Annotated in this window: 16 protein-coding genes; 13 read left to right on the top strand and 3 right to left on the bottom strand. The window is 63.1% G+C overall.

Annotated features, from left to right (window positions below; all coding sequences use genetic code 11):
• Window positions 1-109 precede the first annotated feature (109 nt).
• The 3 genes from LA343_RS03695 to panC are packed head-to-tail and all read left to right on the top strand — an operon-like array spanning window position 110 to window position 3,241.
• Window positions 110-1,318 (top strand): DUF6779 domain-containing protein, encoded by a 1,209-nt coding sequence (locus LA343_RS03695; protein ID WP_052337507.1) that lies wholly within the window; start codon window positions 110-112, stop codon window positions 1,316-1,318.
• A gap of 18 nt (window positions 1,319-1,336) precedes the next feature.
• Window positions 1,337-2,335, top strand: a complete 999-nt coding sequence (locus tag LA343_RS03700; RefSeq protein ID WP_081737259.1) for a Rossmann-like and DUF2520 domain-containing protein — start codon at window positions 1,337-1,339, stop codon at window positions 2,333-2,335.
• A gap of 6 nt (window positions 2,336-2,341) precedes the next feature.
• Window positions 2,342-3,241: a pantoate--beta-alanine ligase gene (gene panC, locus LA343_RS03705; protein ID WP_025402018.1), complete on the top strand. Its 900-nt coding sequence runs from the start codon at window positions 2,342-2,344 to the stop codon at window positions 3,239-3,241.
• A gap of 7 nt (window positions 3,242-3,248) precedes the next feature.
• Here the strand turns inward: panC and LA343_RS03710 are convergent, their stop codons facing one another.
• Window positions 3,249-4,418: a hypothetical protein gene (locus LA343_RS03710; RefSeq protein WP_144084472.1), complete on the bottom strand. Its 1,170-nt coding sequence runs from the start codon at window positions 4,416-4,418 to the stop codon at window positions 3,249-3,251.
• Window positions 4,411-4,989: an HdeD family acid-resistance protein gene (locus LA343_RS03715; protein WP_025402020.1), complete on the bottom strand. Its 579-nt coding sequence runs from the start codon at window positions 4,987-4,989 to the stop codon at window positions 4,411-4,413. The genes LA343_RS03710 and LA343_RS03715 overlap by 8 nt, the downstream gene beginning before the upstream one ends.
• 70 nt (window positions 4,990-5,059) lie before the next feature.
• On the opposite strand from LA343_RS03715, the gene LA343_RS03720 reads away from it, so the two are divergent.
• The 10 genes from LA343_RS03720 to LA343_RS03765 all read left to right on the top strand — a co-directional run bounded on the left by LA343_RS03720 (window position 5,060) and on the right by LA343_RS03765 (window position 16,540).
• The gene (locus LA343_RS03720) at window positions 5,060-6,007 is read left to right on the top strand and encodes an aldose 1-epimerase family protein (protein ID WP_025402021.1); all 948 of its coding nucleotides are present in this window, start codon (window positions 5,060-5,062) and stop codon (window positions 6,005-6,007) included.
• A 423-nt stretch (window positions 6,008-6,430) separates the two neighbouring features.
• A complete protein-coding gene (locus LA343_RS03725) occupies window positions 6,431-8,086 on the top strand; it encodes a sodium:solute symporter family protein (protein ID WP_025402022.1) in 1,656 nt (551 codons plus the stop codon).
• A gap of 90 nt (window positions 8,087-8,176) precedes the next feature.
• The gene (locus LA343_RS03730; protein WP_310648512.1) at window positions 8,177-8,524 is read left to right on the top strand and encodes a hypothetical protein; all 348 of its coding nucleotides are present in this window, start codon (window positions 8,177-8,179) and stop codon (window positions 8,522-8,524) included.
• A 236-nt stretch (window positions 8,525-8,760) separates the two neighbouring features.
• Window positions 8,761-9,882, top strand: coding sequence for a galactose-1-phosphate uridylyltransferase (gene galT, locus LA343_RS03735; RefSeq protein WP_025402024.1), 1,122 nt, complete (start codon window positions 8,761-8,763; stop codon window positions 9,880-9,882).
• The gene (gene galK, locus LA343_RS03740) at window positions 9,875-11,164 is read left to right on the top strand and encodes a galactokinase (RefSeq protein ID WP_025402025.1); all 1,290 of its coding nucleotides are present in this window, start codon (window positions 9,875-9,877) and stop codon (window positions 11,162-11,164) included. The genes galT and galK overlap by 8 nt, the downstream gene beginning before the upstream one ends.
• A 48-nt stretch (window positions 11,165-11,212) precedes the next feature.
• Window positions 11,213-11,629, top strand: a complete 417-nt coding sequence (gene panD / locus LA343_RS03745; protein ID WP_025402026.1) for an aspartate 1-decarboxylase — start codon at window positions 11,213-11,215, stop codon at window positions 11,627-11,629.
• A 58-nt stretch (window positions 11,630-11,687) separates the two neighbouring features.
• Window positions 11,688-13,298 carry a lysine--tRNA ligase gene (gene lysS, locus LA343_RS03750; RefSeq protein WP_025402027.1) on the top strand — a complete coding sequence of 537 codons (1,611 nt, stop codon included), beginning with the start codon at window positions 11,688-11,690 and terminating at the stop codon, window positions 13,296-13,298.
• Between the two features lie 2 nt (window positions 13,299-13,300).
• Window positions 13,301-13,630: a tRNA-binding protein gene (locus LA343_RS03755; RefSeq protein WP_025402028.1), complete on the top strand. Its 330-nt coding sequence runs from the start codon at window positions 13,301-13,303 to the stop codon at window positions 13,628-13,630.
• 232 nt (window positions 13,631-13,862) lie between these two features.
• Window positions 13,863-15,281 (top strand): acyl-CoA dehydrogenase family protein, encoded by a 1,419-nt coding sequence (locus LA343_RS03760; protein WP_025402029.1) that lies wholly within the window; start codon window positions 13,863-13,865, stop codon window positions 15,279-15,281.
• Window positions 15,282-15,325: 44 nt separating this feature from the next.
• Window positions 15,326-16,540 (top strand): acyl-CoA dehydrogenase family protein, encoded by a 1,215-nt coding sequence (locus LA343_RS03765; RefSeq protein WP_025402030.1) that lies wholly within the window; start codon window positions 15,326-15,328, stop codon window positions 16,538-16,540.
• Window positions 16,541-17,024: 484 nt separating this feature from the next.
• Here the strand turns inward: LA343_RS03765 and LA343_RS03770 are convergent, their stop codons facing one another.
• Window positions 17,025-17,492, bottom strand: coding sequence for a hypothetical protein (locus LA343_RS03770; RefSeq protein ID WP_025402031.1), 468 nt, complete (start codon window positions 17,490-17,492; stop codon window positions 17,025-17,027).
• Window positions 17,493-18,153: the final 661 nt, after the last annotated feature.

Here is an 18,153-nt window from a genome sequence, read left to right on the forward strand (position 1 = left end):
GGTAGGGCTTAGGGATGGGTCTGATAACTCAACTAAGAAACGCAATGGCGAAAGACTGAACGGGGAGTTCTTCGCCGATTTTCTACCGACGTTCGGTAGGGTTATACGCATGAGTTTCCAACCGCAGTCACCACGCACCACAAAAAACGATGGCAACGATGGCTCTATGTCCAAGCTGCTGATGTTCGGACTGATCGTTTTGGCCGTTGTGGCCAGCGTGTTGATGCTGTTCCTGGACTCCGAGGTGTGGCTGAAGATCTCCGTCATCGCGGCGCTGTGGGCGGCGTTTATCGGAGCTGTGTTGGCCACTCGCTACTCCAGCGCGCTGAAGGCCGAGCGGGAACGTGCCCAGCAGATCGAGGGTGTGCACAACGCCGAGCTGGAGCGGGAGAAGTCCCAGTTCGCCCAGCGCCAGGCTGCGATGGAGACTGACTACACCAAGCGGGTGCAGAACATTCGCGACGAGCAGCTCGAGCAACTGCGGGCCGAGCTGGCTCAGATGCGCCGTCAGCTTGCCGAGCTCTCCGGCCGCGACTTGGGCGAGGAGGATCAGCGGGCAGTGCGTGCGCGCGCGGAGCGGATCCGCGAGATTGAGAACTCCGCGAACCGCGCCGCCCAGCAGGGCCCCAGCGAGGACGAGCTGCAGCGCCAGCGTGAGGCCGTGTTCGGTGGCGCGTCGCGTGGTGCGCAGCCCTACCAGTCCGGCGAGACCGGCCAGGCTGGCTCGGCAGGTTCAGCCGGTTCGGCATCGACCGGATCCTCTGCTGTTCCGTCGCAGCGCCGCAAGGGACCGAAGTTCTCCACCGGATCGTTCGCGGCGGTGAACTGGACCGGGCAGGATGCGCAGGAGACCTCCCAGCTGCCGCTCATCGTGGACACCACGGCGCTGGATGACACCGACCAGCCGAGCAGCGCTGAACCGACGCCGAACTTCGGCGGCTCCGCCACCGGCGCGCAGTCTTACGAGCACCACACCGCTGATCACCACACCGCTGCCACGGACGCTCCGCAGCACCGCGAGCACGAGCAGCGCGGCCAGCACAGCCAGCATGGCCAGCACGGCCAGCACGAGGGCCGCCAGCAGCGCGAGCATGAGCAGAACAACCAGCGCACCCAGCACCGGGAGCACCGTGAGCACGGTCAGCACGAGCAGCAGCACGGCCACCACCGCCGGGCCGCCGCTCAGAGCCCGTATCAGGAGCAGCAGGGCACCCAGGCGCCCTCCAACGACTCCGCCCCGCGCCGTGGCCGCCGCCGCGCCGATGAAGCCTCCGAAGGCCTGACCGTGGCCGAGCTGATGAAGCGCTTCAAGAACTAAAGCCAAGAACTAACTACTGTGCCAACTCCCAGTACGCCCTCGGGTGCTACGCCCTCCGACCGGCCGTCTCCCGAGCCGCACGGACCGCACGAGTCCCACGAGCCGCGCCTAACCGTCGGCATCATCTCCGCCGGAGCAGTGGGCACCGCCCTTGCGGAGGCCTTCTCCCGGGCTGGACACCACGTGCACGGCGTCAATGTGCATTCGGAACGCTCGGCCGTGGCGGCGTCGAAAAGAATTCCCACCATCCCCCAACTCCCGCTGGAACAGGTAGCGCAGGCCGCGTTGGTCATCCTCGCAGTACCGGATCCGCAGCTGCCCACGGTGATCGAGGAGGTTGCCCAGCACACCCAAGACGGGCAGATGGTGGCGCACACCTCGGGTGCGTTTGGGTGTGACATCCTGCAGCCGATCACAGATACCGGGGCGCTGCCGCTGGCACTGCACCCGGCCATGGCGTTCACGGGTTCTCCGGTGGATACCGAGCGACTGACCGGCTGCGCGTGGGGGATTACCGCCGATTCGGACCAGGGACTCGCCGTGGCAGAGCTGCTGGTCACCACCGTGGCCGGCGTGCCAATTGCCATTGCAGAGGACAAGCGCCCCGCCTATCACGCGGCGATGGCGCACGCGGGCAATCACACGGTCACGCTCATCAACGATGCGCTGCGGATCATGGACTATGTGCTGGACGGATCAGGCGCCACAGGTGCCCACGCCCCAGGTGGGCAGGTGCCACACAACCCGAATAGTGCGATGCTGCTGCGCCGGCTCGCGCTGGCCGCCGTGGACAACGCGCTGGAAAGCCGGATGGACCAGCTCACCGGCCCGGTCGCCCGTGATGACGCGCCTGCGGTGTTGCGCCACATCGCTGCGCTCGAGGAACTCAGCGATGGCAGCGCCGGCTCGGCATCCTTCACCGCCGCCTACACCACCATGGCGGAACGCACCGCTCAGATGCGCCATGCCATTGAAGTGGAGCGGGTGCTGGCCGATAAAACCATGGGACTACGCTAGAGGATCATGAGCACTTCACAGTTTCAGCCGGGGGAAGCCACTGTCTACACGGACGTAGAATCGCTGTCCCAACTCACCCGAGCCATCCGCAAGGTCGGCCGCCCGGTCGCCTTGGTTCCCACGATGGGCGCGCTCCACGAGGGGCACCTGTCGCTGGTCAAGGCCGCGCAGTCCATCCCGGGCGCGCTGGTGGTGGTGAGCATTTTCGTCAACCCGCTGCAGTTCGCCGAGGGCGAGGATCTGGATGCCTACCCGCGCACCCTCGATGAGGACGTGGCGAAGCTGCGCGCCGCGGGCGTGGACGCAGTATTCGCCCCCACCCCCCGTGACATGTATCCCAACGGCCCGCGCACCACGGTGCAGCCGGGTGCGGTGGGCACGATCCTGGAGGGCGAGCATCGGCCCACGCACTTCGCCGGTGTGCTCACGGTGGTTAACAAGCTGTTCACGATTTCGCACTGCTCGCACGCTTTCTTCGGCGAGAAGGATTATCAGCAGTTGATCCTCATTCAGCAGATGGTCACCGACCTGAACATGGATATTCAGGTCCACGGGGTGCCGATCGTCCGCGAGGCCGATGGTCTGGCGAAGTCTTCGCGTAACCGGTATCTGTCCGACGGCGAGCGCGAGCTGGCCCTGACCCTCTCCGCAGCCCTCACGGCCGGTGCCTTTGTGGCGGATAAGGGAGCCGATGCGGTGCTGGATCAGGCTCGTTCTATTCTCGACGCCACCCCCCAGATCTCCGTGGACTACCTAGAGCTACGGGCCGCCGATTTGGGCCCCGCCCCGGAAGACGGCGACGCCCGCCTGTTCGTTGCCGCCCGCGTGGGCAGCACGCGCCTCATCGACAACGTGGGTGTGCCACTGGGCACGGGCTTTAAGGGGCTGGACGCCGAGCAGGCGTGATGAAGATTTAGTCCTGCAGCTGTGGCATGGCACGGAACCCCGGCCCAACGATGGCGTTGTAGATTACGTAGGACCGCCATGCGGATACTGCTGCGACCGATCGCTTCACTTTCCTGCCGAGCACCCAGGGCGTACCAGGCCGGTAGTACCCCCTGGAGCGCCAGAGGGCCTCGAAGGCTTCTTGGTGGAAGCCACACATGGACAGGCAGAAAACAAAGTTGCTAAATGCCGCACGGCCCAGTGGTGTTTCGACCTCCGGATTCGGGGCGTGATCTGGGTTATTGATCGGACCGGGGGAGACGAGCCGATCCCAGGCGGTCTTGACGATGTCCCGGATGAAGTCCTGCTCATAAAAATCCCGGCGCACCGGGTCCACGTCGTTGGAGCGGTCGGTGTTGAAAAGATAGACGTACCGGAAACGCTCGTCGATGTACTCCGGAACCTTGCCGAGTACCAAGTGGCCTTCAGGTGCGTCGTGCGCGATGTGTCCGGCAAGGTTGAGCTGCAGCTCGGGATCCCCGGACCACCGCTCGTCGGAGGACAGAACCAGTTGATGCCACCCGGCGATGTTCCAGGGATCCACACTGCTCCAGCGCTCGAAAATTTCCATGATGGGCAGGTCGTCGCTATCGGGAGTGTGCATACCCAAAGCGAAGGACTGCTGAATGGCGAGCGCCGCCGGATCGCCAGAGAGCTCGTAGGCCTTATCGGCTAGCTCGTGGGCGAGGTGGCAGTTCCCCACCCAGGTGGTGGCGGCATCGCTGTGCACAGTATCGCCGGTGCCGGCGCCACGGGCAGCTGTGGCCTGGTGGAAGTGGAGTTCCGCGCGAAGCATAAGTGCAAAAGGATCATCGTGGGAAAACTCTTTGGCGAGCCATTCGGCGCACCTAGAGTCCTTCGCTAGGCGCTCGTGCACGATAATCAGCATGAAGGCCCGGTCACTGGCGGTCAGCGAGGGATATGTGAAGATCCCCTGAAGCCGTGTGCCATCGCGCTGTGCCAACGCAGCGTTCCAATCCTCCCGCCAGGGGTACGGCGTGGGTGCAGTCCACGGGGTGGGGAACGCCACGTAGTCCTTGTCCGCCTGCTTGGCTGTGGCAAGAGCAGCCCGTACCTCGCCGGGAAGACCGGTAGAACGGGAAGGCTTGGAAGGCTTGTCGGAAGGGCTTTTAGACACTGAGCTTGCGGACTTTGAAGGCGAACCAGATCATGTAGGCGCCGATGACGATGATGGTCAGGCCAGCCATCCAGGCCAGGCTGAATACGCTGCCGACCGGGTTGAGGATGGCCAGGAAGCCCAGGATCAGACCAAAGATCACGTTGATAATGCCGTTGACGATCAGCCAGCCACTGCGCAGTGGCTTGGGGGTGGTCATCTGGACGATGCCCTGGAAGATCAGGCCGAAGGCCAGGAAGCCCAGGATGAAGAAGGAGCTCACGACAGCGAAGGATGCCGGGAAGATGACGATCAGCAGACCGGCGATCACGCTGATGATGCCCTCGGCGAGCTTCCAGCCCCACGGGATGCCAGCCTTCCTCTGATCAAAGGCCATGCCGCAGGTGGCCAGGCCATCGACGATCATCCAGGCACCCACGAGGATGCCGAATACGGTGGCCGAATCGAATGGCCACACAAGGAACATGATGCCGACGAGGACGGCGAAGATACCGCGCCACAGCAGGTAGGTAAAGCCCTTCTTGCCAAGCGTCTGGGCCAGGGAACGGGGATTAAAATTCGTCGTAGTCATGCCTATTAGGATACACACAGTTTCATCGGCACGCTTCCCAGTGAATTCTGTATCGTGCCAGGATAAAGCTATGACTAGTCCAACCTCCACACCCCGCACGCATAACCATCCCTTCATCGACTTGGCGGCCGGTGACTACCGCGCATCCATCTCCGCGTTCGGCGGAGGGCTGCACACCTTGGACTACGCCGGCCAGCCCCTCACCCCGGGCTACCCGCACGGTCAGTACCCGCCGCTATCCGCCGGCATCATCCTGGCGCCGTGGCCCAACCGCACAGCCGACGGAGTGTTCGCCCATGACGGCCAGATCCACCGGTTGCAGATCACAGAGCCCGGACGGGCCACGGCCATCCACGGATTCGTTGGTTCCATGGTCTGGGACGTGACCGACCGTAGCGACAGCGCGGTCACGCTCGAGGTGGCGTCGGGAATGAAAGAAGGGTGGCCGTGGCGGCTGCGCATGACGGTCACCTGGGAGCTCGATCCGAGCAAGGGGTTGACGGGAACGGTGACGGTGCGCAATGAGGAGGAGGTGTCGTGCCCGTTCGGGTTGGGCTGGCACCCCTACCTATCGGCGCTGGGTGCCCCGCTTGACGAATGCACGCTGCACCTGCCCGCGCACACCAACCTGCCGCTCGACTCGGTGCGCAACCTGCCGGCGGGACCGGAGTTCCCGGCTGACCGGGTGCTGCCCAACCTGGAGCGGGGCCAGCACATGGCGGGGATCTGGCTGGACCATTGCTTCGGCGGCGTGCCCGAAGGCGGGTCCGAGGTGGAGCTTATCAATTCCGAAGGCGACGGCGTGCGGCTCTGGGCGGACGAGATGTTCGACTGGTACCAGGTGTTCACGGCCGACCCGGCCCGTCGCGAAGGGTACCCCGACGTTGGGCGCGCGCTGGCGGTGGAACCCATGACGTGCCCGCCTGACGCCCTGCGATCGGGGCGGCATCTTATTCGGCTGGAAGGCGGCGATCAGGAAACGTTCAGCTTCGGAGTCGCAGTAACCATGAAGGGGTAAAACCGGGAGAGAAATCTCACAGATCTCCATAAGTTCACCCCTACCAGCAGAAACGCCTTTGATTGGTTCAGTGTAGGGGTCTGCGTTCTGAGCTGGGGGATTGGGGCGCGGCCGGTGGGTGGGCGAGGTTTGCGGAAGTTGACGTGTCCCAATATTGGAAGATGCTGGAAAGCGGGCAGGCAGCGTTTAGGATGTAGGGGACAACACAGCCCCTATTCGTGTGACATACCTGACACATCGCCGCCGGTCCACAAGGCCACTGGCATTGGGAAGCACAAGAGTGCGGGGTGAGAAACCATTCTCCCTTTCCGTGAATCGGTTCAGAGCTCGGCCCTATCGGATCCATCGTCGGATGCATCGACCGGGTGGCGGTCTGCGCCCACGTGACGGCGAGGGACCGACTGATCCGGGAGGTTCCCAGCTATGACAGCTGAAGGACTACGGTTGGACGCGTCGTGGGTGGATTACGCCATCGTTGCGGTCTACTTCGCGTTCGTACTAGGTATCGGCTGGGCTGCAAAGTCCAAGGTGTCCAGCTCTATCGACTTCTTCCTTTCTGGCCGATCCTTGCCCGCATGGGTGACAGGATTGGCCTTTATTTCTGCCAACCTCGGTGCGGTGGAAATCGTCGGCATGTCCGCCAACGGCGTGCAATACGGCTTCGAGACCATGCACTACTTCTGGATCGGCGCGATCCCTGCCATGGTCTTCTTGGGCATCGTGATGATGCCGTTCTACTACGGTTCGAAGGTCCGCTCTGTTCCTGAGTTCATGCGCCGCCGTTTCGGCAACGGTGCACACCTGGTCAACGGCATTTCCTTTGCTATCGCCCAGCTGCTTATCGCCGGTATTAACCTGCTGCTGCTTGCCAAGGTTGTGAACTCCCTGCTCGGCTGGCCGCTGTGGATCACCCTCATCGTCGCCGCCGTGATCGTGCTGTCCTACATCACCCTTGGTGGCCTGTCTGCCGCGATCTACAACGAGGTCCTGCAGTTCTTCATCATCGTGGCCGCGCTGCTGCCGCTGACCCTCATCGGCCTGCACCAGGTCGGTGGCTGGGGAGGCCTCAAGGAGAAGGTCGCCGACCCCGCGCACTTCCACACCTGGCCGGGTACCGAAATCTCCGGCTTCGACAACCCGGTGGTCTCCGCCATCGGCCTGGTCTTCGGCCTGGGCTTCGTGCTGTCCTTCGGTTACTGGACCACCAACTTCGTCGAGGTGCAGCGCGCCATGGCTTCGGATTCTCTGTCCTCGGCTCGCAAGACCCCGATCATCGGCGCCTTCCCGAAGATGTTCGTTCCGTTCATCGTGGTGATCCCCGGCATGATCGCCGGCGCAACCGTCACCCCGCTCATCGACGGCAACGCAGAGCCGAACGACGCAATGCTCTACCTCATGCGCGACCTGCTGCCCAACGGTCTGCTGGGCGTGGCCCTGGCCGGCCTGCTGGCTGCCTTCATGGCCGGCATGGCTGCGAACATCTCCGCGTTCAACACCGTGTTCTCCTACGACATCTGGCAGGCCTACGTCGTCAAGGATCGCGACGACGAGTACTACCTGAAGATCGGCCGCATCGCCACCGTGGGCGCCACCGTCATCGCTGTGTTCACCGCACTGCTGGCATCCAACTTCGGCAACGTGATGGACTACCTGCAGACGCTGTTCGGCTTCTTCAACGCCCCGCTGTTCGCAACGTTCATCCTCGGTATGTTCTGGAAGCGCATGACCCCCACCGCAGGTTGGGTGGGCCTCGTCGCCGGTACGGGTTCCGCTATTGCCTACTGGGCTGTGGCCACCTTCGGCAACACGGACATCGGCTTTTTCAACTTGCCGGGTCAGGGCACCGCGTTCGTCGCAGCTTCCCTGGCATTCGTGGTGGACATCATCATCTCCATCATCGTGTCCATGGCCACCAAGCCGAAGCCTGACGAGGAGCTCGTGGGCTTCGTCCGCTCCGTCACGCCCAAGGAAAACCTCACGGACGCTGCCGAGAACGACCTGCCGTGGTACCGCCGCACCGTGCCGCTGGGCATGCTGTGCTTGGTCTTGGTCCTCATTCTCAACATCGTGTTCGCCTAGTGCTTCCGGCTGAGTACGTATCCAGTACGCATTCAGTAGGCATTCGCTACATTCAGCAAGCACCGCACATATTGCAAGGAGTGACTCATAATGAGTGACAACAACACCGCAGGCGCTACCAGCGCAGCTGCGAAGACCGACAGCGCCGTGGGTACCGAGAACAAGCGTGGCCGTGTCCACAAGGCTGGCGCTTTCGATATCCGCAACGTCATCGGAGGCCTGCTTGGCATCTATGGCATTGTGCTGCTCATCAGCTATTTCCTTCTCGACCCCGGCATGGATGTCACCACCGGCGAGTCGAAGGACGCCGTCTACAACCTCTGGGCTGGCCTCGCCCTCGTGATCGGCGCCGCCGTATTCTTTATATGGACGAAGGTTGACCCGATCAAGATCGTGGAGACCGCCCCGGGTGAGTCCGCGGGCATGGTTGAGGACTAGCGCGCACCCCGCGCCGGCCCTCGGCCGCATGTGAACCCGCGTCCGCGAGTTCTTTCCCGCACGGATTCCCACCTGCGTCTCAACGGTATGCCGCCCAGATTCGGCATACCGTTGAACAGTTGAGCAACAGTTGAACATAAGTACACACGCAACGTGCACAACCACTGTGCACACAACCTCAGTGCAGAAGGTGAAACCAAGTGGATAGCAGCCACGTGAACACGCACGAACACCCCATCCGTGTCACGAGGACAACCCTCGCGGACGGCCGGGAACTGCTGTATTTCGATGACGATCCGCAGTTCGTTTCCGGCGACCAGCAGCGCGAGCTGCACGATGGCCGCGACCTGCCCCGCGCAGACACCGAATCGGAGATGCGCCAGGATCCGCTGACCGGGCAGTGGTACGTGTACGCGGCCCACCGCATGAACCGCACGTTCATGCCCCCGGCGAACGAGAACCCGTTGGCGCCCACCCGCCCGGGCGAGCTCCCCACGGAGATCCCCGCCGACGATTACAACGTGGTCGTCTTCGAAAATCGTTTCCCGTCGCTATCCATGCACATGGAGGTGCCGGACGACTTCGCCACCACCGTGGACGGCCAGGATCTCTTCCCGCGCCAGCCCGCCGTGGGTCGCTGCGAGGTTGTCTGCTTCACCCCGGACGTCCACTCGACGTTCCGCGATCTGCCCTTCTCCCGCGCCCGCACGGTCGTGGAGGCGTGGGCACATCGCACCCGCGAGCTTTCCGCCCTGCCCGGCATCCGCTGCGTGTACCCGTTTGAAAACCGCGGCGAGGAGATCGGCGTGACCCTGCAGCACCCGCACGGTCAGATCTACGCCTACCCCTTCCTCCCGCCGCGCACCGCCGAGGTTGCCTCCCGCGCCGCTGCGTTCCGCAGCGCCCATGGCGCCGATTTGTTCGACGCCATCCTCCAGGCCGAGAAAGCCGAGGGCACTCGGGTTATTAGCGAGGGCGAGTACTTCACGGCGTTCGTTCCGGCGGCTGCCAAGTGGCCGGTGGAGGTCATGCTCATGGCCAACCGCCCGGCACCGGACTTCGCGGATCTCTCCGATGTGGAGAAGGACGAGCTCACCCGCATGTACCTGGATCTGCTGCAGCGCATGGACAAGTTCTTCGATGGGGTGGAGCGCACCCCGTACATCGCGTCGTGGAATCAGGCTCCCGTGGGGGAGGATCGAGAAAACGGCCGGCTGTACCTGCAGCTGTTTTCCATGATGCGTTCGCCGGGACGGATGAAGTTCCTGGCGGGCAGCGAGTCCGGCCAGGAAGCGTGGATCTCGGACACCACCCCGGAGCGCATCGCCGCTCGGTTCCGGGAGGTCGGCAATGTCTAAATCTCTGCCTAACGCTAATGTTCAGTGGCTCACCACCCGCTCCGCCGAGGATGCCGTGCGGGAGGTCACCGAGTTGTTCGCCAGCGAGTTCGGTGGCGAGTCTGGTGGCGAGTCCGGCGGTACTAGCGCGCAGCCAGAGGGTGTGTGGTCCGCGCCGGGCCGCGTGAACCTCATCGGCGAGCACGTGGACTACGCCGGCGGCATCAGCGTGCCGTTCGCCCTGTCGCAGCGCACCTACGTGGCCGCGCGCGCCAACGGCACCAACGACTACCGTGTGGCCTCCCTGTTCGACGGGGAGGTCTCCCGCACCACCGTAGGCCTCGACGAGGTCGGCCCCGGCAACCCCTCAGATTGGTCCGGCTACGTGGTCGGCACCATCTGGGCGGCGATCGAAGCCGGTGTGCTGCCCGCGCAGGGGCTCGATCTGGCCATCGTCTCTGACGTGCCGGTGGGCGCTGGGCTTTCCAGCTCCGCCGCTCTGGAGTGTTCGGCGGGCGTGGCGGCTGCGGAAACTGGTGGCGTCGAGTTGGAAGAAGCCAACCGAACGGCACTGATGAATGCGGCGATCAGGGCCGAAAATGAGGTCGTGGGAGCCTCCACCGGTGGCTTGGACCAGCGGATTTCCCTGTTCGGTCAGGAAGGCCACGCGCTGGCCATCGACTTCGCGGAAGATTCCACGAAGCAGGTTCCGTTCGCGATTGCCGAGCGTGGCTTGGCCGTGCTCATCATGAACACGAACGCGCCGCACAGCTTGGCGGACGGGCAGTACGCCTCGCGCCGGGCGGTCATCGATGGGGTGACCGAGGACCTCGGCGTGAGCAGCCTGCGACACGCCGAGGACGCGGAAGCGCAGTCCCAACGCTGGGCCGCCAACAACGTGCCAGAGGGCGTAGATCCCGAGGAATGGCCCGCGACCGTGGCCAAGCGGGTGCGGCACGTCGTCAGCGAGATCGACCGCACCGCGAAGGCCATCGAGCAGCTCGAGGCGGGCGACATGGAGGCCTTCGGCGAGTCCATGCAAGCCAGCCATGCCTCGCTGCGCGACGACTACGAAGTCACCGTGCCTCAGCTCGACGTGGCCGTGGACGTGGCGATGGCTCAGGGTGCGCTGGGCGCACGCATGACCGGCGGCGGATTCGGCGGATCGGCGATCGCACTCATCGACGCCGACCGGGTGGAGACCACGGCGCAGGCAGTGGCCGACGCATTCGCTGAGCACGGGTTCGCCGCACCCGAGTTCGTGGTGGCACTGCCGAGCGATGGGGCCCGGCGGGACCGCTAGACAACCCCAAATGGCCTGGGCGATCGGCGGCGGGTAAGGTGTTGCTCCGTGTTGCGCACCATGCTGAAATCCAAGATCCACCGAGCCACCGTGACCCAGGCCGACCTGCACTACGTCGGCTCCTGCACCATCGACGCCGATCTCTTGGACGCTGCCGATCTGCTCGAGGGGGAGCAGATCGACATCGTTGACATCGACAACGGCAACCGCCTGACCACCTACGCCATCGCCGGCGAGCGGGGGACCGGTGTGATCGGCATCAACGGCGCTGCCGCGCGGCTGATCAGCCCCGGCGATCTCGTCATCATTATTGGGTACGCCCAGTACAACGAAGAAGACCTGAAAACATATCAGTCTCGGGTGATCTTCGTAGACGAGAACAACAAGAAGCTCGAAGCGGGTGCCGACCCCGCGCACGCACCGGAAGGCTCGGGCCTGCTGAACCCGCGCCACCCGGAGGCGTAAGCCATAGGAGCAATCCGTGGCATGGGGATGTCCGCTCGGTGCGCTACACTTGTGAGCCGTGACTGACGCATCAAAAACCCCAGCTTCCGACGTTCCAGAACAACTCCGCATCCGGCGCGAGAAGCGCCAGCGCATCCTGGACTCCGGCAAGGATGCCTACCCCGTGGAAGTGCCGCGCACCCACACACTGGCGGAGGTTCGCGCCTCCTGGGGTGTGAAAAAGGACGGCGACGAGGCTGAGGCTGGTGGCGTCGATAATAAAGACGACAACAACAGCAACACCGAGAAGGTATGGCTCGCCCCCGGCGAGGAAACCGACGAGGTCGTGGGCGTTGCCGGTCGCGTGATGTTCATCCGCAACACCGGCAAGCTGGCCTTCGCCACCCTGCAGGATGGCGACGGCACCACGCTGCAGGTCATGCTCAGCCTCGCCGAGGTGGGCGAGGAAGCGCTCACCGAGTGGAAGAACCTCGTTGACCTGGGCGACATGGTGTTTGTCGAGGGCCGTGTGATTAGCTCCAAGCGTGGCGAGCTGTCCGTGATGGCGAAGCACTGGTTCATCACGTCGAAGTCCCTGCGTCCGCTGCCGGTAGCGCACAAGGATCTGAGCGAAGATACGCGCGTGCGCCAGCGCCACACCGACCTCATCATGCGCGAGCAGGCCCGGGAAAACGCGCTGACCCGCATCAAGGTGATGCGTGCCCTGCGCAATGCCCTAGAGCGCCGAGGATTCATGGAGCTGGAAACCCCGATGCTGCAGACCCTCCACGGCGGCGCGGCGGCTCGTCCGTTCGTGACGCACTCCAATGCGCTGGATATTGACCTGTACCTGCGCATCGCCCCCGAGCTGTACCTCAAGCGCGCCGTGGTCGGTGGCCTGGACAAGGTCTTCGAGGTCAACCGCAACTTCCGCAACGAGGGCGTGGACTCCTCCCACAGCCCCGAGTTCGCGATGCTGGAGACCTACCAGGCCTACGGCGACTACAACACCTGTGCACGCACCACCCGCGAGGTCATCCAGGAAGTGGCCCAGGAGGTGTTCGGCTCCACGACCGTAACGCTTGTCGACGGCACGGAATACGATCTTGGCGGTGAGTGGGAGTCCATCGAGATGTACCCCTCGCTCAACGAAGCTCTGGAGAAGAAGTTCCCCGGCCAGCCGGAGGTCACCATTGATTCTTCCGTGGAAGAGCTGAAGCAGATCGCAGATGTGATCGGCCTGAGCGTTCCCGAAAAGGGCGGCTGGGGCCACGGCAAGCTCGTGGAGGAGATCTGGGAAGTGCTGTGCGAAGACCAGCTCACCGGCCCAATCTTCGTGCGAAACTTCCCCGTGGAGACCTCGCCGCTGACCCGCCAGCACCGCAGCCAGCCGGGTGTCACCGAAAAGTGGGACCTCTACGTGCGCGGCTTCGAGCTGGCCACGGGCTACTCCGAGCTGGTTGATCCGGTGATCCAGCGCGAACGCTTCGAGGATCAGGCACGGCTGGCCGCCGGTGGCGACGACGAAGCCATGGTGCTGGACGAGGACTTCCTCACCGCCATGGAACAGGGCATGCCGCCGACGGCCGGCACGGGCATGGGCATCGACCGACTGCTCATGGCACTGACCGGGCTGGGCATCCGAGAGACGATCCTGTTCCCGCTGGTCAAGCCGGAGCGGGACAACTAGGCGTGAGCGATATCCTGTCCAACTTCCTCTCCGTAGATATGCGGGTGGCACGGATCGTGGAGGTGGAGGAGTTCCCCGAGGCACGAAAGCCAGCGTGGAAGCTGACGCTGGACGCGGGGGAGTGCGGTGAGCTGCGCACAAGCGCGCAGATCACCAACTACAGCCGAGAGGAACTGCTGGGCAGGAAGGTGATCGCCGCGGTGAATCTGGGGTCGCGGCAGATCGCCAATTTTATGAGCAATTGCTTGGTGCTCGCGGCGGTCAACGATGAGGGGGTCGCGCACCTGCTTGGTGTGGACGATGCGGCGGAACCGGGGGAGCGGGTTAGCTAAGCCGGGGAGCAGGTTAGCTAGAAGAGGGGCTGCAGGGGCAACCAGCACGACACCCGCGCGTGTGACCTGTGGGGTCAACGCCCCAATCGGGGCTGACAGAACTGTGTTAGTTATAAGTTTTTTCGCTGGGAATGTGATCCGCGCCATTATTTTGTTTATGCTACGTCTATAACTATCCGCTCCTGCAGATACGCAATTTGCGCTGACAACCAGTGAAAGGTGGCCGCACACAATGAGCGACCAAAGCAAGCGTGACAACTCCACCCCGGGGCTTAACGGCTTCAAGCGGGATGCCATCGGCACCGCGATGCGCGTTATCACCCGTTTCACCGGATCTGAGCTTGCCGAGAAGTACGGTCTGTCCAAGAAGGTCGACCGCGTGGCCTACGAGTCCACCAAGACCGGCATGCGCACCCTGGGTGCCGTCAACCGCCAGTTCAAGAAGATCAAGGGCTCCGGCAAGCCCGTTCGCCTGGCAAACCAGACCACGGATGAGAACAACCAGCCCGTTCCCACCGACGCGCCGGCTCCGGGCAAGGCTCCGTTCGACCTGAACCCCACCGAGGATCAAGAGATGATCGTCGAGGCCGTGCGCGAGTTCGCTGAGGAGCGCCTGCGCCCCGTGGCCTCCGAGTGCAACGAGAAGTCCGAGCCCGCCGAGGGCCTGCTGGACACCGCAGCTGAGCTGGGCGTGGCCCTGATCAACCTGCCCGAGGAGTTCGAGGGCATCGCCACCGCCTCCGGCGCCACCACCAACGCCCTCATCGCCGAAGTTCTGGCATACGGCGATATGGGCCTGGCTGTCGCCATTCTGGCTCCCGCCTCCGTGGCCAACGTCATCACCAACTACGGCGACGACGCCCAACAGAAGACCTACCTGCCCGCTTTCGCAGGTGAGTCCGTGCCCCCGGCAGCAGTTGTAGTCTCCGAGTCCCGCCCGCTGTTCGACCCCTTCGAGCTGCAGACCACCGCAGTGCGCGAAGGCAATGACATCGTCATCAACGGTGTGAAGACCTTGGTCCCCAACGCCGGTGCAGCCGAGCTGTTCATCGTCGCTGTTGATCTGGACGGCAAGAACACCTTCGCTATTGTCGAGTCCGATACCGAGGGCCTCGTTGTGGAGGCTGATCCCTCCATGGGTCTGCGCGGCGCTGCCATGGGCCGCCTGCTGCTCAAGGACGTGCGCGTGCCCGCTGCCAACCTGCTCGGCGGCGCGGACCTCGCTGACGATGAGCGCGTGGAAAACTACGCGGAGATCATTCGCCGCTCCCGCCTCGGCTGGGCTGCCCTCGCTGCGGGCACTGGCCAGGCCATCCTGGACTACACCAAGAACTACGTCAACGAGCGCGAGGCCTTCGGCGAGCCGATTTCCCACCGCCAGGCAGTGGCCTTCATGGTTGCCAACCTGCGCATCGAGCTCGACGGCCTGCGTCTGATCCTGCTGCGCGGCGTGTCCCGCCTGGACCAGGGCCTGTCCTACCACCGTGAGGCCGGCCTGGCTCGCCGCTACGCATCCGATAAGGGCATGGTCATGGGCCTCGACGGTGTGCAGCTGCTCGGTGGACACGGCTTCACCAAGGAGCACCCTGTTGAGCGCTGGTACCGCGACATGCGCGCCATCGGCCTCGCCGAAGGCGTTGTGGTCCTGTAAGAACAACCCGCCAATCCGATTCACGAATCTCGAGGACACTCATCATGATTAATCTGGAACTTCCCAAGCGCCTCAAGGCGGGGGCTAACCAGGCTCACCAGGCCGCCGCAGAGATCTTCCGCCCGATTTCCCGCAAGTACGACCTCGCCGAGCACACCCGCCCGGTCGAGCTGGACACCATGGCTTCTCTCGTTGAGGGCATGGCCGATGCCGGTCAGGGCATGGCCGGTGCTACCGCTGGTCGCGACGGCAAAAAGAAGAAGCCGGAGCGCGCAGGCGTCAAGAACGGTGGCAACATGGCCGCCATCCTCAACGTGCTGGAGATGTGCTGGGGCGATGTGGGCCTGGCGCTGTCCATCCCTTACCAGGGCCTCGGTAACTCCGCTATCGCCGCCGTTGCTTCGGACGAGCAGCTCGAGCGTTTCGGCAAGGTTTGGGCCGCCATGGCCATCACCGAGCCGCAGTTCGGTTCGGACTCCGCCGCCGTGGCCGCCACCGCAAAGCTGGACGGCGACGAGTACGTGCTCAACGGCGAGAAGATCTTCGTGACCGCCGGTGAGCGCTGCACCCACGTTGTGGTGTGGGCTTCCGTGGACAAGTCCGCGGGCCGCGCTGCCATCAAGTCTTTCGTTGTGCCCCGCGACACCCCCGGCTTCGAGCTGGTCCGCCTGGAGCACAAGCTGGGCATTCGCTCCTCCGACACCGCCCACTTCATCTTGGACAACGTCCGCATTCCGAAGGAGAACCTGCTGGGTTCCCCGGAGGTGGACACCAAGAAGGGCTTCGGTGGCGTGATGGCCACCTTCGACAACACCCGCCCGCTCGTGGCGGCCATGGCAGTGGGCGTGGCCCGCGCTGCTCTGGAGAAGCTGCGTGAGATCCTCACCGATGCTGGTGTTGTTATTGATTACGACGCCCCAGCGTGGAACCAGTCCGCAGCTGCCAGCGAGTACGTGCGCTTGGAGTCTGACTGGGAGGCTGCTTACCTGATGACCCTGCGTGCAGGGTGGATGGCAGACAACAAGATCCCGAACTCCAAGGAAGCCTCCGAGTGCAAGGCGAAGGCTGGCCGCATGGCAACGGACCTCACGCTGCGCGCCGTGGAGATGGCCGGTGCCTACGGCTACTCCGAGCGCGACCTGCTGGAGAAGTGGGGCCGCGACTCCAAGATCCTCGACATCTTTGAGGGCACCCAGCAGATCCAGCAGCTCATCGTGGCTCGCCGTGAGCTGGGCCTGTCCTCCAAGGAACTGAAGTAGGCAGCCTGGACGTTGCAGGCACGCCTTTCGTAGCGGGGCATGAATGCTGATCCCCGCGTGAAGACAGCGCGAACGCCGCGACCATCTGTGAAAAGGTGGCGCGGCGTTCGCGTATTTATACGAAGCTGCCGATGAAAACCGTCGCGATGATGCCGACCAAAAGCCTAACGCAAAGGAAAGCAAGCATCCATCGGGTGAAGCGCTTCCTGAGGGCGGCAAGTTCTGTTTCGGCGTGCATGAGCGGGGTTATTAAGCCTGGGTCTTCCGGGCCGTTTCGGGCGATTGGATCGGAACCACATGGGAGGAGATATTTAGTGAGTGCCGGGAATGGGAAAGCTTTGCCTTGATATCGTTGAGCGTTTCTGAATTCTTTCCCGAGATGATGTGTATCTGCGTGAACCTCTTCTGCACGGCCAATACGTACGGTTGACTATTGAGGGGATAAGGAACCTCATTGAAGGAGGACAACGTTCCCACGGATTTTTCACTGAGCAGTGAATAGCATTGTTGCCTCATGGATAGTATCGAGTTTTTCCTGTCGCAAACCTGCATCCATGTGATCTTGGTAATGAGCTCCAATCTTGGAGAGCAAGCGAAGTAGCCGCGAGCGCGGACACGCGGCAATTTTTTTCAGGGCATCAATTCCCCCGGACGCTTTGCTGACACCGGAGTTCTTTGCGACCCACCAATCATAGGCAGGTGAACTTTCATCGATTTCGCACTTCAGTAGAACGCGCCGTTGATCTTTCAAGAACGCTACACCTGTTAAGACAATCTTCGAGTTCGGAAAGTGCTTGACCTCCACAATGTCCAGTTCGAAGCTTTCGCGTTTCCTGTCTGGGTTCTCCCGAAGACCCCGGTAGAAATCATCTTTGACCTGCTTAAGCCGTTCATTCAGGGTAATGGTTTTGTATGGAGAGCGTGCTGAGTGAGAGGAATCCTCGTAGTTCATGCCCTCAATGTACTGGGGTCTGCGACCGTTCCCGCGTGCTTTCGATCAGGTTTCCGGCTGCGGCATGATTTTTAGAGCAATCGAATTCCACTCTTTCGAGGGGGTTTTGAATGTCTTTTGGATCAAGCCTGAGATAGTCCCCAATTTTTCAACTAGCATTCAAGCATGGTGTCCGCGCGCATGCGCGATGGCAGAAAAGCATTCACTGTCGGTCAGCCTTGGTCGTCAGCAGCATGGACGGAAAGGGGTTCCTATTGTCTGATGATCAATGGGGAAGCGCGGGAGACGCTCGCGACAGCTCAACGAACTCGCACAAAGCAAGCGAGGATGGTTGGGGAGACCCATCACAGGACAGCCAGTCGTGGGGAGGGCCTGACAGGGGCTTGCGGCCTGCAGCCTCGCAACCTCAGCCGGCAGCGGATTCACCCCGCCCCGAACCGGGAACCGTTGAGCCGCCAGAGCCTGGAGCGGGCCGAAAGAAACTGGTAGTGGCTATTGCCATTGCCGCGATTGTTGCGCTTGCAATTTCGGGAGTTGTCTACGCAACAGGTCGAAGTGACGGTGATGATGTTGCGTCTGGATCAACGACGTCTTCGTCTTCATCGGCGTCGCAGTCAACGCAACCATCGGCGTCGAACAGTACATCGCCGAGTGTGGACGA

This window comes from Corynebacterium falsenii (assembly GCF_020099275.1).
In the GTDB taxonomy this organism is placed as follows: Bacteria; Actinomycetota; Actinomycetes; order Mycobacteriales; family Mycobacteriaceae; genus Corynebacterium; species Corynebacterium falsenii.